General features: G+C 57.1%; 15 protein-coding genes and 1 tRNA gene. 4 read left to right on the forward strand and 12 right to left on the reverse strand.

Annotated elements, in window-relative coordinates:
- Positions 1 to 738, forward strand: a complete 738-nt coding sequence (locus tag ACN0VM_RS01290; protein WP_417449011.1) for an SDR family NAD(P)-dependent oxidoreductase — start codon at positions 1 to 3, stop codon at positions 736 to 738.
- A 25-nt stretch (positions 739 to 763) separates the two neighbouring features.
- Positions 764 to 1,156 (forward strand): VOC family protein, encoded by a 393-nt coding sequence (locus ACN0VM_RS01295; RefSeq protein WP_417449012.1) that lies wholly within the window; start codon positions 764 to 766, stop codon positions 1,154 to 1,156.
- A gap of 22 nt (positions 1,157 to 1,178) precedes the next feature.
- On the opposite strand, the gene meaB is transcribed toward ACN0VM_RS01295, so the two are convergent.
- The 6 genes from meaB to ACN0VM_RS01325 form a co-directional block, all read right to left on the reverse strand.
- Positions 1,179 to 2,156: a methylmalonyl Co-A mutase-associated GTPase MeaB gene (meaB, locus tag ACN0VM_RS01300; RefSeq protein ID WP_417449035.1), complete on the reverse strand. Its 978-nt coding sequence runs from the start codon at positions 2,154 to 2,156 to the stop codon at positions 1,179 to 1,181.
- A 17-nt stretch (positions 2,157 to 2,173) separates the two neighbouring features.
- The gene (gene scpA, locus ACN0VM_RS01305; protein WP_417449013.1) at positions 2,174 to 4,327 is read right to left on the reverse strand and encodes a methylmalonyl-CoA mutase; all 2,154 of its coding nucleotides are present in this window, start codon (positions 4,325 to 4,327) and stop codon (positions 2,174 to 2,176) included.
- Positions 4,324 to 6,147, reverse strand: coding sequence for a methylmalonyl-CoA mutase family protein (locus tag ACN0VM_RS01310; protein ID WP_417449014.1), 1,824 nt, complete (start codon positions 6,145 to 6,147; stop codon positions 4,324 to 4,326). Before ACN0VM_RS01310 ends, scpA begins: the two co-directional genes overlap by 4 nt.
- A gap of 20 nt (positions 6,148 to 6,167) precedes the next feature.
- Positions 6,168 to 6,974, reverse strand: coding sequence for a sulfite exporter TauE/SafE family protein (locus ACN0VM_RS01315; RefSeq protein WP_417449015.1), 807 nt, complete (start codon positions 6,972 to 6,974; stop codon positions 6,168 to 6,170).
- Positions 6,975 to 7,145: 171 nt separating this feature from the next.
- Positions 7,146 to 7,222: transfer RNA gene (locus ACN0VM_RS01320), tRNA-Pro, on the reverse strand.
- A gap of 99 nt (positions 7,223 to 7,321) precedes the next feature.
- Positions 7,322 to 8,914 (reverse strand): Rieske (2Fe-2S) protein, encoded by a 1,593-nt coding sequence (locus ACN0VM_RS01325; RefSeq protein ID WP_417449016.1) that lies wholly within the window; start codon positions 8,912 to 8,914, stop codon positions 7,322 to 7,324.
- Positions 8,915 to 9,106: 192 nt separating this feature from the next.
- On the opposite strand from ACN0VM_RS01325, the gene ACN0VM_RS01330 reads away from it, so the two are divergent.
- Positions 9,107 to 9,751: a helix-turn-helix transcriptional regulator gene (locus ACN0VM_RS01330; protein WP_417449017.1), complete on the forward strand. Its 645-nt coding sequence runs from the start codon at positions 9,107 to 9,109 to the stop codon at positions 9,749 to 9,751.
- Here the strand turns inward: ACN0VM_RS01330 and ACN0VM_RS01335 are convergent.
- From ACN0VM_RS01335 to ACN0VM_RS01355, 5 genes are all read right to left on the reverse strand, one after another.
- Entirely contained in the window at positions 9,748 to 10,206 is a 459-nt protein-coding gene (locus ACN0VM_RS01335) for a MerR family transcriptional regulator (protein WP_417449036.1), read from the reverse strand. The genes ACN0VM_RS01330 and ACN0VM_RS01335 overlap by 4 nt on opposite strands.
- Before the next feature lie 25 nt (positions 10,207 to 10,231).
- On the reverse strand, positions 10,232 to 10,522 hold the full coding sequence (locus ACN0VM_RS01340; protein ID WP_417449018.1) for an integration host factor subunit alpha: 291 nt from the start codon (positions 10,520 to 10,522) through the stop codon (positions 10,232 to 10,234).
- Positions 10,523 to 10,704: 182 nt separating this feature from the next.
- Entirely contained in the window at positions 10,705 to 11,760 is a 1,056-nt protein-coding gene (plsX, locus tag ACN0VM_RS01345; RefSeq protein WP_417449019.1) for a phosphate acyltransferase PlsX, read from the reverse strand.
- A 121-nt stretch (positions 11,761 to 11,881) separates the two neighbouring features.
- Positions 11,882 to 12,430 carry a YceD family protein gene (locus ACN0VM_RS01350; RefSeq protein WP_417449020.1) on the reverse strand — a complete coding sequence of 183 codons (549 nt, stop codon included), beginning with the start codon at positions 12,428 to 12,430 and terminating at the stop codon, positions 11,882 to 11,884.
- Complete coding sequence (locus ACN0VM_RS01355) at positions 12,423 to 13,004, reverse strand: ubiquinol-cytochrome C chaperone family protein (RefSeq protein WP_417449021.1); 582 nt, start codon at positions 13,002 to 13,004, stop codon at positions 12,423 to 12,425. The genes ACN0VM_RS01350 and ACN0VM_RS01355 overlap by 8 nt, the downstream gene beginning before the upstream one ends.
- Positions 13,005 to 13,168: 164 nt before the next feature.
- Between ACN0VM_RS01355 and ACN0VM_RS01360 the strand changes: the two genes are divergently transcribed.
- On the forward strand, positions 13,169 to 13,660 hold the full coding sequence (locus ACN0VM_RS01360) for an outer membrane protein assembly factor BamE (protein WP_417449022.1): 492 nt from the start codon (positions 13,169 to 13,171) through the stop codon (positions 13,658 to 13,660).
- 77 nt (positions 13,661 to 13,737) lie between these two features.
- Here the strand turns inward: ACN0VM_RS01360 and ACN0VM_RS01365 are convergent.
- Positions 13,738 to 14,315: sodium/proton-translocating pyrophosphatase (locus tag ACN0VM_RS01365; protein ID WP_417449023.1), on the reverse strand; the 578-nt coding region annotated here is incomplete at its 5' end.

Consider the following 14,315-nt stretch of genomic DNA (forward strand, 5'->3'; position numbering starts at 1 on the left):
ATGAGTAAAATCCTTCAAGGCCGCCGGGCTCTTGTTACCGGCGCATCCCGCGGTATTGGCAAGGCTGTCGCTCTTGCCCTTGCTGATGCTGGCGCAGACATCATTGCTGTAGCGCGCACCCGCAGCCAGGGCGCCCTTGAAGAGCTTGATGATGAGATCGCCGCTAAAGGTCGGGCCTGTACGCTTGTCCCCATGGACCTGCGCGACTTCGACGCCATCGACCGCCTTGGCGGTGCGATCTATGAACGCTGGGGCAAACTAGATATTCTGGTCGGCAACGCTGGCATCCTTGGCCCGATCTCGCCCCTTGGGCACATCGGGGTCAAGGACTGGGCAGAGTTGATGGACATTAATGTCACCGCCAACTGGCGCCTGATCCGCTCCATGGACCCGCTTCTGAAGCAATCTGACGCAGGTCGGGCAATTTTCGTGACCTCTGGCGCTGCTGGCAAACACAAGCCCCACTGGGGTGGGTATGCCGTCACTAAGGCAGCCGTTGAGGAATTGGCGCTAACCTATTCCGCTGAAAGCAGAATTTCTAACGTGAAGGTGAACCTTGTTGATCCCGGTCCCATCGCCACCGACATGCGTACAAGGGCAGTACCGGGCGAAGACGCCAGCACCTTGCCAACACCATCCGACATTGCACCCTTGTTTGTAGAACTTGCCAGCCCCGATTGTGGCAAAGCTGGTGAACGGGTGAGTTTCTATGATTGGGCCGCTATAAAGCGGTCCTGATCAGAGTTTTGAGTAAGGACAATACATGACAAAGCACATTGCCCTCGTCAGCCTTGTTGTTGCCGATTATGATGAGGCCATTGAGTTTTACACAGAAAAACTCGGTTTCGAATTAGTTGAAGACAGCCCACGGCCTGGCAAACGCTGGGTTGTTGTAGCCCCCAAAGGGGATGCAGGCTGCAGGCTGCTATTGGCGAAGGCCAAGAATCCCGCCGAGCGTAAGGCCGTTGGCAAACAGACCGGCGGGCGGGTTTTCCTCTTCCTGGAGACCGACAATTTCGACCGGGATTATCAGGAATATCTAGCAGCTGGCGTAAAGGTTTCCCGCCCGAAAAAGGTCGAGGAATATGGCACTGTCGCTGTGTTTGAAGATCTCTACGGAAATTTGTGGGATCTCATCGAACGCAACCCCCAATAGCCTGTTCTCGGGCTCTGCTAGCTTATTTCAGCAGAGACAAGAGCTTATCGGCTGCGGCGGAGACGGTTATGTCACCTTGCTTAACCTTCTCCCTGAGGCTCGGCAATTCGGCCTTGACGGCATCGTCGTTATAAAAACGTTGCAGCAGGCGGTCACGCACCTGCGTATCCAGCCACGTCAGTCTCTGTTCGGTCCGGCGTGCTTTACGCTCACCGCTCTCGCTCATGATACGTGAGTGCTTCTCGACCTGTCCCCATAGCTCCGGCACGCCGTCACCCTTGAGACCCGAGCATGTCACCACAGGAGGGTGCCAACTTGGGCTGGCATCGGTGAGGATATGCAGCGCAGATTTGTACTCCCGTACCGCCTGCTTGAGTTTTTCTGCGAAGATATCCGCCTTGTTGATCGCCACCATGTCGGCAAGTTCAAGGATGCCCTTTTTTATGCCCTGAAGTTCGTCGCCCGCGCCGGGCAGCATCAGGACGAGGAAAAAGTCCACCATATCAGCGACCATGGTTTCCGACTGGCCGGTGCCAACAGTTTCAACCAGCACCACATCAAAGCCGGCGGCTTCCAGCACCATCATTGTTTCCCGCGTGGCACGGGCCACACCGCCCAGCACGCCAGCGCTGGGGCTTGGACGAATGAAGGCTTTTTCACACGCCGAAAGCTGTTCCATACGGGTTTTATCGCCGAGGATAGAGCCGCCTGTGCGGCCACTGGAAGGGTCTACGGCCAGTACGGCGACCCTGTTGCCCTCGTCCACCAGCCACATGCCAAGCTTTTCAATGAAAGTGGATTTGCCCACACCCGGCACGCCTGAAATACCCACCCGCTGCGCACCACCCGCATGGGGCAGCAGCTTGTGCAACAGTTGCTGTGCTTTCTGCTGATGCGCCGGGTTACGGCTTTCAATAAGCGTGATCGCGCGGCCGATCAACGCGCGGTTGCCTGCGCGCACGCCGTCATAGAGCTCATCAACGCCAGGCTGCTTCACCACTTGTGTCACAAAGCCCCCTATTCAGCGGCGTGCGCGTAACCAAGTCGCGCGTTCAACTTTTCAATCAATTCCCCGGCCGCATCAGCAATCACTGTGCCCGGCGGGAAAATAGCCTCCGCGCCCGCAGCGCGCAGCGCGTCATAGTCCTGCGGCGGGATCACACCGCCCGCGACAATCATGATGTCCTCACGGCCCAGCTTCTTGAGTTCAGCCTTAAGCTCCGGCACGAGCGTCAGGTGACCGGCGGCTAGCGACGACGCGCCGATTATGTGCACGTCATTCTCGACCGCCTGCCGCGCGGCTTCCGCCGGGGTCTGGAATAAGGGACCGATATCAACGTCAAAGCCCAGGTCAGCAAAGGCGGAGGCGATGACCTTCTGACCCCGATCATGGCCGTCCTGCCCCATCTTGGCGACAAGAATGCGCGGACGGCGGCCGTCGTTGGTTTCAAACGCGTCAACCAGCGCATGCACGCGCTTGACCGCCGGGTTGTTCTTGCCCACTTCTGCCTTGTACACGCCTGTCACAGCCCTGATCTCCGCCTTGTGACGCCCGTAAATCTTCTCCAGCGCGGTGGTGATCTCGCCCACCGTCGCTTTGGCACGCGCTGCGTCCACGGCAAGCGCAAGCAGGTTACCCTCTCCCGTTTCCGCCGCTTTCGTCAAGCCGTCAAGCTGCCGGGCGACCTCGCCACCATCGCGTGATGCCTTCAGTCGCCTGAGTTTTTCAAGCTGGGCGGCGCGCACGGCGCTATTGTCCACCTTGAGGACATCAACCTCTTCTGTCTCATCAAGCTGGTATTTGTTCACGCCCACAACTGTCTGGCGGCCACTATCGATGCGCGCCTGTGTGCGCGCAGCGGCGTCCTCGATGCGAAGTTTCGGAATGCCTGCCTCGATTGCCTTGGCCATGCCGCCTTCGCGCTCGACTTCTTCAATATGGCCCCAAGCCTTTGCAGCGAGGTCGGCTGTCAGTCTTTCCACATAGTAACTGCCGCCCCATGGGTCGATCAGCTTGTTGGTCCCGGTCTCCTGCTGGATAAACAGTTGGGTATTGCGGGCAATACGCGCCGAAAAATCGGTCGGCAATGCCAGCGCCTCATCCAGCGCATTGGTGTGCAGGCTTTGTGTATGGCCGTGCGCAGCCGCCATCGCCTCAATACAAGTACGGCCAACGTTGTTGAACACATCCTGCGCGGTCAGCGACCAGCCCGATGTCTGGCAGTGTGTGCGCAAGGATAGCGATTTTGGGTTCTTCGGCTCAAATTGCTTCACAAGTTTGGCCCATAGCATGCGCGCCGCCCGCATCTTGGCGACTTCCATGAAATAATTCATGCCGATGGCCCAGAAGAAGCTGAGGCGCGGGGCAAAGGCGTCCACGCTCATGCCTGCGGCAATGCCCGAACGGATATATTCCACCCCATCCGCCAGCGTGTATGCCAGCTCAAGGTCCGCCGTCGCGCCCGCTTCCTGCATATGATAACCGGAAATGGAGATCGAGTTGAACTTGGGCATATTCGACGACGTATAAGCAAAAATGTCGGAGATGATGCGCATCGACGGCGTGGGCGGGAAGATATAGGTGTTCCGCACCATGAATTCCTTGAGAATATCATTCTGGATCGTGCCAGCGAGCTTGTCCGGGCTGACGCCCTGCTCCTCAGCGGCGACAATATAAAGCGCCAGAATCGGCAACACAGCACCGTTCATGGTCATTGAGACCGACATCTGATCAAGCGGGATACCGTCAAACAGCGTGCGCATGTCATAGATGCTGTCGATCGCCACACCGGCCATGCCCACGTCGCCGGTCACGCGCGGGTGGTCGCTGTCATAGCCGCGGTGAGTCGCAAGGTCAAACGCGACGGACAAACCCTTTTGCCCTGCCGCAAGGTTGCGACGGTAAAAGGCGTTGCTGTCCTCAGCGGTGGAGAAACCGGCATATTGCCGCACGGTCCAGGGCCGCTGCACATACATGGTGGGGTACGGCCCCCTGAGGAAGGGGGCAATGCCGGGGCGGGTGTCAAGGAAATCAAGGTCGGCCACATCGTCCGGCCCGTAATGACCTTTGATCTGGATGCCTTCCGGTGTCAGGCGGCCCTCAGACGCTTCTATCTGCCCGGATTCAATGGCCTGAAAGGGTATTTTGGTAAAATCGGGGTTCCGGCTCATCTGTCGCCTCCCATCAAGCTATAGGCTCGGGCGAGTGTGTCGAGCACATCTGCCCCCATATAGATAAATTCGTCCACGCCTGCCGCCGTCAAGGTATCCTCGGCGCGGCCGGCAAGGTATATATGATCCGCACCCGCCGCTTTCAGCATTTCAGCGGCCTTGAGGCCCAGTGTCTCATACTGGCTGTCTGTGCCGCAGATCACCACAAAGCGCGCGCCGCTGTCGCTGAAGGCTGCCTTGAGCATTGCCACGTCATCGAAACCACCGCTGGTGACAGCTTCAATACCACCGGCCTCAAAAAAGCTTTTGGCAAAGGTGGCACGGGCGGTGAAATCGGCCACACTGCCAAGCCCCCCGATAAACACCTGCGGGCGCTTGCCTGAGGCTGCCAGCATGGCGTCGGAACGCGCACGCAGTGCCTCAAAACCTTCCGCCAAACGGTGGAACGGCACCGGGGTGATTTCTTCTCCTGCGGCAGGAACATCCATGGGTATCGCCGGCGTCTCGCCAACATTTATCAGTGGCTTTTCATGGATATCCGGAAACTCGGAAACCCCGGTAATGGCATCTTTGCGCTTGGCGATATTGACCTTGCGCTCCGCCCATGCACCGGCCACCATATTCTGGATGAAGCCGGAGCGCAGCCCCGAAACCATGCCACCATGTTTCTCGATATTTTGAAATAATTCCCATGCCTTATCACAAAATTCTGATGTAAGACTTTCAATAGAGAAAGCTCCCGCTGCCGGGTCCTGAGGGCCGGTAAGGCCACTTTCTTCCTGCAGCATGATCTGGATGTTCCGGGCAATACGACGTGCGGACCGACCACTCAGGCCCAGCATGGTATCGTGCGGCAACACACTAACCGCCGATGCACCACCGACGCCTGCAGCAAAGGTGGCCGCCGTGCCGCGCAGGATATTCACCCACGGGTCGTTGATGGTCATCATACGCAGGCTGGTCACGGCATGCAGACAGCCATGGTATTTTTCGCCAAAAGCATCGTAGACCTGTGCCAGCAGGCGGCCCGCCGCGCGAAACTTTGCCATCCCCAAGAAGATGTCAGCGTCGGCTGCCAGCACAGGTTCAATGTCTGCGCCCTGCCCATCTGTCGCGCGTATATAGGCTGCAACGGTGGCCAGCATGCACGCCAGCTCCTGCGCCTCAGTGGCACCCGCATTATGATAGACACTCGCGTCAGCGCGGATGGCCCTGACATTCTGCCAGCCTTCCGGCTTGCTGGCGGCAACGCCTGCCATCCTGGCCAGTGCATCCTCAGCGCTTTCCTTCAGGCGACCGGTCTGCGACAGGGTGCCAAGCGGGTCACAACCCAAGTTGCCGTGGAACTCGTCCGCCTCCGCCGCCGGATAGTCTCGTAGAACCGACAGCATCTCATGGCTAGCAGCCTCATACTCTTCACCAGGGATAAGGTAAAAGCGCGCCATGTTGAGGTACACACCATCAAGCGCGCGCCTGAGGTCTGCTATCTTCACGCCCGGCGCATGCCCAGCCTCTACACGGATGGCAAGCGCTTCCACACCGCGCTCGAGATCTTCCAGCATCTCCGCGTTCATCGCTGCAGGGTCAGGGTTCCAGTGTGGAGATGTGATGGTCCAGCCACCCGCGCGCGCACTGGCTTGCGGCGCGATGCGTGCGTTGTCTTTGGTGTAAAGCGCGTTGATCTCAATACCGTCATAGGAACGGCTTTTCATCACCTTGTCGAACGGTTTGCCGCCCAGTGTCTTGTCCACCAGCGCCCGCCATGCGTCGTCGCTGGCGGCGTCAAACCCGTTTGCCAGTTTCAAGCTATCATCCGCCATACTCAGCCCTTCCCTTACTCTCAGACCGCGCTGACGAGCCGAATGGTCGCCAGCACCAGAAATACACCAAAGGCGATGCTCAGCGCCCGTTTGGGCAGCCGGTGCGCCACTTTAGCACCAACCGGTGCCATAATCACGGCGGCAATCGCCACCACTGCGGCCGACGGCAGATGAATAAATCCCGCCATGCCATCCGGCAACCCTTCCACACCCCAGCCACCAATCAGGTAGCCGAAGCCCGCCGCTACACTGATCACAAGGCCAATGAGCGACGCTGTACCCACGGCGCGGTATATCACCACACCGTATAGCGTCATATAAGGTACCGAAAAACTGCCACCACCGATGCCCATCACCGCAGAGAAAAAGCCAATCAGCCCCGGCCCGATAAAGCGCCAGACCCCACCCGGCAAGGCGTCTCCCAGCTTCCACCGCTCCAGCGGCAGCAGCATCTTGGCCGCAAGGAACGCGGCAAGAGTGGCAAAGAAATATACCAGTTCGGCAGTTTTCAACGTTTTGGCAAAAAAGCTGCCCGCGACCGCGCCTATAGCGATGACCCAGACCCAGTCTTTGACAATCGACCAGTCTACCCCACCCTTCCGGTGGTGAGCGTAAACTGATGACAGGTTGGTGGCGATAATGATGGTGAGCGAGGTGGCGATCGCAACATGCATGCGCCACTCATGCGGCACGCCAATTTCACCATAGACAAGGAAAAGCGCGGGGATGGTGACAATGCCGCCACCAATACCCAGAAGGCCAGCCAGAAAACCGGCAACAAGCCCGGCGCCCAAAAGCGGCAAGCTGTAGAGCAATATCTCCGGCACGCGACCTTCCCTCCCTTCGTAACGTCATGGCAGCCTTATCTATTTTGTGCAGCGCCACAACATGCGCCGCACTTTACTGCAGTGCAACAAAATCGCAAGAGGGGAATGCAGGTGCTCGCGACGACCCAACAAAAAAACCACTGCACCCGTATGGATACAGCGGTTTCTTTATGGTCGGGAAGACAGGATTTGAACCTGCGACCCCCACACCCCCAGTGTGATGCGCTACCAGGCTGCGCTACTTCCCGAAAAGTATATTTGCTACCGGGGTATTGGGTGGCGCGGACTATAGCCAAGGGAATTCACCCGCGCAACCAGCTTTTTTCCAAAAATCAGCCGTGTGCCGCTCAGCCCTCACGCGCTACAGTCTGCCAAGCCTGAAAGGCCGTGCGCACGGGGTGACGCTGGCGCACATCGGCGCTCAGGTAGCGGTTAAGCGCGGCGGTTAACAGCTTGGCAGTTTCCGCGTTTACCAGCGCCACAAGCGCCTCGCTGGCGCGCAACATCTTCAACCGGTGCACGGCGAAGATATAATCCCCTTCGTCCATGTTGGTGAGCTTTGTACGCTCGGCCGCGAAGAAGGCCGCTGTATCGGTCACAAACCAGCGCTCGTCAAGGTCAGTGGCCAAGTCGCCTGCGTTGCGCCCCACAAAAGCGGCCATCTGCATCAGGGCCGACTGCCACAGCGCTGGGTCCTTGCTTGCATGGTGGTGAACTGACTCGGCGAAGGTGATGGCGTGGGTAAAATCAAGCCAGCCAATATTTTGTGCGATGGGCTGTGCGGTGCGATGCTGGCGCGCGGTGTCAAAACGCAGCATGTTGATGGCGCTGGCGGCCAGCAGCGCCTGCCACATATCCTGTGCATTTGCACTTGAAGCTGAGGTCAGAGCCATCACCTGCCGCACCGACTGGCCCGAAAGGCACGTCGGTGTCGGCGCGGGTACCGTGCCGGGCGCCAACACAATATAGTCGGCAAAGGCCCTGAATTCGGGGATCAGGTCCTCCCGCGCGGCATAACACAGGTACCGCGCGAGCTGCAGTGCGAGCGGTTCCGCCACCTCTTCACCCAGCCGCGCGATAAGTTCTTCGGCCTTCATCAGGTATATGGCCGGATGACCGAACCCGGCATAATGCGCCATGATAACCTGCATGAACACCGGGGCCACGGCATCAAACCCAAGCCCCTCTGCAAACGCACCGCGTACATAAGCGTTGGCCTCCGCCTCCTTCATGTCTTCAAGCGCTGCCGTGCAGGCTTTTGCGTTCCAGCGTTTTGTGGAGGGCGCAAAAGCTTTCCCTGCGTCCATCAGGATATCCCACGAGATATGGCCGATGGCCTCCAGTAGCGCGGTGCGCCGCGTGCCTTCATTCAAACCGTCCGACAGTGCGAGCCAGTCGGCGAGGCCCGCAAAGGCATGGCCAAAACCACGCTCAAACTTGCCGAGGCTGAAGACGATGACATGGCGAATGACGGGCTCTGTTCCCTCGCCTGCCGCTTCAAGACGGGCAAGTGACCGGGCGATACGCTCATAGTCATGTTCCAGCACGGCCTCATCAAGTTCGTCATAGGCTTTGGTGCGGCGAACAGACAAAGGCACGGGGGTCAGGTCTATCAGGATATCACCCCGCACACGCGCAACCGGGTAGGTTTTCACGGCGTCGCGGCCCTGTGTGGCCTCGCCCGACTTCAGGTCAAAGGTCCAGCCATGCCAGTTGCAGGCAAGCTGGCAGCCCTTCTTGAGACTGCCTTCACTGAGCGGATAGCCCTCATGCGGGCAGCGGTTATTGATGGCAAAGAGACCGCCTTCGGTTTCAAAAAGTGCGATCTGCCGCCCCTCAACCTTCAGGACAGCACGCCCCTTTGCCGCCAGTTCCGGCACAGGCCCCAAATTGACAAGATTTTTGCCACATTGATCTTGCGTGTTTTGATCGGTGCCCATGGTTCTTCTCCTCGCTTTTGCATCTCGGACCGGATCTCGCTGTATTCAATCCACATTAATTCGCGGTTCATCGCCGCCTCCTATTTTATAAAGTTTTTACTTTAATAATTCACATATAGGACAACGCTTGATTTACGCAAGGTTTTTATTTAGAAAAAGAAAGATACAATTAAAGCAACAGTCCGAGGACCCATGGCAACCACCCGCGAAACCATTTTGACCGAGTTGAAGCGCCGCGGCGATGCGCGTGCCGACGAGCTGGCAAAAACGCTTGACCTGACGCCGATGGCGGTCAGGCAGCATCTTTATCAGCTTCAGGATGAAGGTGCGGTTGCCTGCTGTGTGACCCCTACGCCTTCAGGCCGTGGACGCCCGGCAAAACATTGGGAGCTAACGGAAAAGGCCGATGTCTATTTCCCTGATGCGCACCGGGAATTGTCCCTTGACCTGATTGAAAGCATCAAGGCGGTCATGGGCGATGAGGCGCTGGATAAACTTGTCAGCCACCGAACGATCAAACAGGGAGAACGCTATCGCGCTGCATTCGAGGGCACCGGCAACAGCCTTAGGGACAAGTTGGACGTGATTGCGAAAGAACGCACGCGCGAGGGGTATATGGCGGAAGTTCAGGAGGCCGACAATGGCGACTTGCTGCTGCTGGAGAACCACTGCCCGGTATGCGAAGCGGCCAAGGTGTGTTCAGGCCTTTGCAGCAAGGAGCTGAAGCTGTTTCAGGATCTGGTCAAAAATGAAGCGACCGTCGAACGCGAAGAACACATGCTCAAAGGCGCTCGGCGCTGTGCCTACAGGGTGCATGCGAAAGGCAGTCGTGATTAGTCCAGCTTTGCGCGGATTGCCTTGAGGTCACGCAAAAGGTCCTTGAGCGCAGCAGCATCATGCTCCGCGCCTTCTTTCTCTTCCACAACAGTGTCGGATATTTCCTCAGCCGCGGTTTCAACTGCGTCGGGAGCATCCGTTTCATCGTCAAGTCCCAGCGCCTGTGCCACTGTCGCTCTCAGTCCCTGCGCCTTGAAAAGCTTTTGCACGCCCTTGATGGTGTATCCGTCGGCATGCAGCAGCGCCTTGATAGCGCGCAAAAGCGTCACGTCATCAGGGCGGTAGTAGCGGCGATTGCCGCCACGCTTGAGTGGTTTTATCTGGGAAAACTTGCTTTCCCAGAACCTGAGCACATGTTGTGGCAAATCAAGTTCGTCCGCCACTTCGGAAATGGTCCGAAACGCTTCGCGACCCTTTTCGCCGCGCGGCCTGTCACGGCCGTCGTCTGCTGGCATGTTCACGCGGATATCTCCGTTCAGGTCAAGCGTTAATACGGTCTTTCATGACCTGGCTTGGACGGAAGACAAGAACGCGACGAGGCTCGATCGGCACTTCTTCGCCCGTTTTGGGGTTGCGCCCCATGCGACCGTTTTTCTGGCGTACAAGGAAACTGCCGAATGACGAAATCTTCACATTGTCACCGTCAACAAGGCGATCGGAAATCTCTTCGAGAACAGCCTCGACAAGGTCAGCAGATTCGTTCCTGGATAAGCCGACTTCTTCATAGACCGCTTCTGTCAGGTCTGCCCGAGTAAGTGTCGTGTCGCTCATGTCTGCCTCCGCTGAATGAAGGGACGTCACTGCGTCCTGAAAAAAAGCTAAAGCATGCCCGGCGCACTGTCAATCTTACAGCACGTTTTTAACGTGTAATTAGAAGGGTTTATGGCACAGTTTTGACACATTGTGGGACAAAATGGCGGCCAAAGTGACTTTCCGGCACCATTTTACCCTCTTCAGGCGGCGCCCGCCTCTTCATCAGTGGTGCTTTCTGGCTCCGAGATTCGGCCAAGATCCTCGCTGATCAGACGAATCAGGTCATTTTGCGCCATATCAATCGCAGACGTGACCGCAGAGGCAAACCCGTGAGCGTTGGCACCACCATGGCTTTTCATAACCAAGCCATTCAGGCCTAGGAAAACACCACCATTATGGTTGTTCGGGTCCAGGTGGTCCCTTAAAGACCTCAGGCCATGGCGGGACAGGAGATAACCAAGCTTGGTGGACATAGACGACCGAAACGCCCGGCCAAGAAGCTCCTGCATCAACCGCGCTGTGCCTTCCGCCATCTTGAGCGCCACATTACCGGTGAAACCGTCGGTCACAACAACATCGACGGCCCCTGCTCCAATATCGTTGCCCTCAACATAACCGGTAAAGTCCAGCGGCAGGTGCTCTGACGCGCGCAGCACGTCCGCCGCTGCTTTGATACTGTCTTTGCCCTTGAGTTCCTCAGTACCAACATTGAGCAGCGCCACTGTCGGGTTGGAAAGCCCCAAGACCGTGCGAACATAAGCAGCCCCCATAATGGCAAACTGCACAAGGTTGCCTGAATCGCATTCCACGTTCGCGCCAAGGTCGAGCATCACACTCTCGCCCCGCAAGGTCGGCAACGGTGAAATCAGCGCAGGCCGGTCGATCCCCGGCATGGTGCGCAGGATAAATTTGGCAAGCGCCATCAACGCCCCGGTATTACCGGCGGAAATAGCCACATCGGCCGTGCCGTCCTTGACCGCCTGCACAGCAAGCCCCATGGATGACTGGCGCCCGCGTCTGAGCGCCTGCGATGGTTTCATGTCACTGGAGACGACCTCGTCGGTGTGAAATACCTCGCTAGCCTTCGCAAGTTCCGGATGCGCATCAAGAAGCGGTGTGATTTTTGCCTCGTCCCCGTATACATGGAACCGTGTTCCCGGGAAAAGTCTACGCGCCTGTGCAATGCCTTCTATGACCATGCCAGGTGCATGGTCCCCCCCCATGGCATCAACGGCAATGGTAATTTCTCTTGCCACGAATAATTATCCAATCTCAAACGTTGGCGTGCCTTTATATTATATATGCCCCGGCACAAGCCCTCAACCCACGTACCAGGGAACCTTTACGGGGCTGACCATAACGAATTTAATCGCTACTTCAAGATTCCTTGCGCAGCTTCTCAAGCGCAGCGAACGGATTAGGTCTCTTCATTTCTGGCGCATTTACCGAAATATCTTTTTTGTTATCGACACTTAGCTCTGCACCTTCAACGCGTGGATAAGGGTCCATGTTGATAGAAACCGTTTGCGCAATAATCTCTCCAAGCGGGATATTATCGCCTTCCAGCGCGTCATATTCCGGCGCATCAGGGTCGAGATAAACCTCTTCCTCATCCATGCGGTCTGCCATCTCGGGCTCTACCAGCATCAGGGTGAAGTCTGTTTTGATGCTCTCCGCTACCGGATCAAGCGTCACGATGCAGCGCTGTGTCAATACGGCTTCCAGGGTACCCGCGATCTCAATCCCTGCTTCTGCACCTTTGTCTTTGACCTCGACGTCAGCCTCAAGTCGGCTGAAATCAACCAGGTCAAATCGCCCTGCCAATGCTTTGCATTCTTCCTCACTTGCCCTCAGGCGATAGCGACGCCCTTCGCGATCGACCTCGGAAACCGCCAGAGAGAATGTCAACGAAATATCTTTACTCATTGTCTGTTCCTTTGGACTGTTCGGCAATGGAAGCTTCCCCCCTTGGGTCCGGATGAGGGAATTCAAACTCAAGAGCCTCGATCTGTGCAGTGCTGCAGGTAGCAAGTGCTTCCCGCGCCGTTATCATATAAGCAGCCATATCGGGCGCTTTTGCGGCATTTTCAACCTTGTACAGATTACGCGCAACCGCTTCGGTCAGGTTTTCCTGCGCATCGTCCGATTCCACCGCAGCCGCGTATGCCTTCAGGCGGCCGAACCAGGCCACGCCCATTTTTTTGACTTCTCGACCGATGCCCATGTCCCCAACACCCATCTCACGCAACGACCGATCCATATCCGCTACCATGGCTTCCTGAAGCTGGCGGCGTAGTTTTGCGGTTGCATCACCGTCTGTCGCCAGCCGGTTCTGCAGCAGGAACATATGAATAAGGATCATGTCGAACCGGCCATCAAGCGTATCGGCCACGTCAAAGGTCGTATAAAATTCTGGCTGGCGAGCCTGCGCTACCAGTTTGCCATATAGCCCATAGGCCCTTTTTTTACTTCTGAAACCGGGAAACAGACGCTCAAGCATGCGCTTTCCTCCAAATCGCCGCATTCCGCCAATAGGCAAATACGGGCATAAGATATGCTTAATTTGCCGTCGCTCTAACACGGAGCCTTGCACCATGCAATGCTGGCGGCTATTAAGGCATCTGGAAGAGTTGATCCGCAATTGTCGGAAAGTAGGTTCACACGATGATAACTCAGTTAAAAAACCGCACAATCAAGCCAGTTATTCTTTGCCTTGTAGCCGGCCTCGCGCTCTCCGCGTGTGGCAATACGCGCATGGTTCGCGGGTATGTATTTGACAAACAGCTGGCGGATGCGATCCAGCCCGGCGTTGATAACCGCCAATCGGTAGAATCAACGCTTGGTACCCCTACCGTGAAAACATCGTTCAACGACAATAAATGGTATTATGTCTCCACCACCGTTCGGGTGCGCCCGGTATTCTGGCCTGACCCCAAGGAACACCGGGTCATGGCGGTTGCTTTCAACGATGCCGGTGTCGTCAGTGACGTCCAGAATTTCGACATGTCTGCCATGCGCGACGTCAACCCGGTAGGCGATAAGACACCAACCCGGGGCCGTGACCTGAACTTTTTCCAACAGATATTCGGTAACGTAGGCCGCTTCTCAGGCGCTGCGCCTGTGGGTTCCGGCGAGACACGCGGACCAAACGGTTAAACGTGTCAATTGATTACCAGACAAAGTAAAAGCCCCGGCAAAACCGGGGCTTTTCTTTTTGGGACATGACGCTGTGTTTAATGCGCTAGCATCGCGAGCAACAGCAAGGCCACGATATTAGTGATCTTGATCATCGGGTTTACCGCTGGGCCCGCCGTATCCTTATACGGGTCCCCCACAGTGTCGCCTGTCACCGCAGCTTTATGAGCTTCTGAGCCCTTGCCGCCGTGGTTGCCGTCTTCGATGTATTTTTTGGCGTTATCCCACGCGCCGCCCCCTGCGGTCATGGAAAGCGCGACGAAAAGCCCGCCAACGATCACGCCAAGCAGTAGCGCACCAAGCGCCGCAAAGGCAGCCGCCTGCCCCGCAATTGCTTCAATGACGAAATAGGTCACAATCGGCGCAGCCACCGGCAGGAGGCTTGGCACAATCATTTCCTTGATCGCTGTTTTGGTCAGCAGGTCAACCGAACGGGCATAATCCGGCTTTGAAGTGCCTGCCATGATGCCAGGATTGTCACGGAACTGTGCCCGCACTTCCTCGACCACCTGGCCACCCGCACGGCCCACAGCCGTCATACCCATCGCCCCAAAGAGATACGGCAGGAGCGCGCCTATAAACAACCCGACAACCACATAAGGGTTGGAAAGACTGA

It is taken from the genome of Kordiimonas sp. (genome assembly GCF_048260245.1).
Classification (GTDB): Bacteria; Pseudomonadota; Alphaproteobacteria; order Sphingomonadales; family Kordiimonadaceae; genus Kordiimonas.

Excerpts from the sequence above, each read along its gene's own strand:
- ACN0VM_RS01330 (WP_417449017.1), top strand. The coding sequence starts at position 9,107 with ATGGCAACCACCCGCGAAACCATTTTGACCGAGTTGAAGCGCCGCGGC.
- ACN0VM_RS01295 (WP_417449012.1), top strand. The coding sequence starts at position 764 with ATGACAAAGCACATTGCCCTCGTCAGCCTTGTTGTTGCCGATTATGAT.
- ACN0VM_RS01290 (WP_417449011.1), top strand. The coding sequence starts at position 1 with ATGAGTAAAATCCTTCAAGGCCGCCGGGCTCTTGTTACCGGCGCATCC.
- ACN0VM_RS01310 (WP_417449014.1), bottom strand. The coding sequence starts at position 6,147 with ATGGCGGATGATAGCTTGAAACTGGCAAACGGGTTTGACGCCGCCAGC.
- ACN0VM_RS01355 (WP_417449021.1), bottom strand. The coding sequence starts at position 13,004 with ATGCTTGAGCGTCTGTTTCCCGGTTTCAGAAGTAAAAAAAGGGCCTAT.
- scpA (WP_417449013.1), bottom strand. The coding sequence starts at position 4,327 with ATGAGCCGGAACCCCGATTTTACCAAAATACCCTTTCAGGCCATTGAA.
- ACN0VM_RS01325 (WP_417449016.1), bottom strand. The coding sequence starts at position 8,914 with ATGGGCACCGATCAAAACACGCAAGATCAATGTGGCAAAAATCTTGTC.
- ACN0VM_RS01350 (WP_417449020.1), bottom strand. The coding sequence starts at position 12,430 with ATGAGTAAAGATATTTCGTTGACATTCTCTCTGGCGGTTTCCGAGGTC.
- ACN0VM_RS01340 (WP_417449018.1), bottom strand. The coding sequence starts at position 10,522 with ATGAGCGACACGACACTTACTCGGGCAGACCTGACAGAAGCGGTCTAT.
- ACN0VM_RS01335 (WP_417449036.1), bottom strand. The coding sequence starts at position 10,206 with ATGCCAGCAGACGACGGCCGTGACAGGCCGCGCGGCGAAAAGGGTCGC.
- ACN0VM_RS01360 (WP_417449022.1), top strand. The coding sequence starts at position 13,169 with ATGATAACTCAGTTAAAAAACCGCACAATCAAGCCAGTTATTCTTTGC.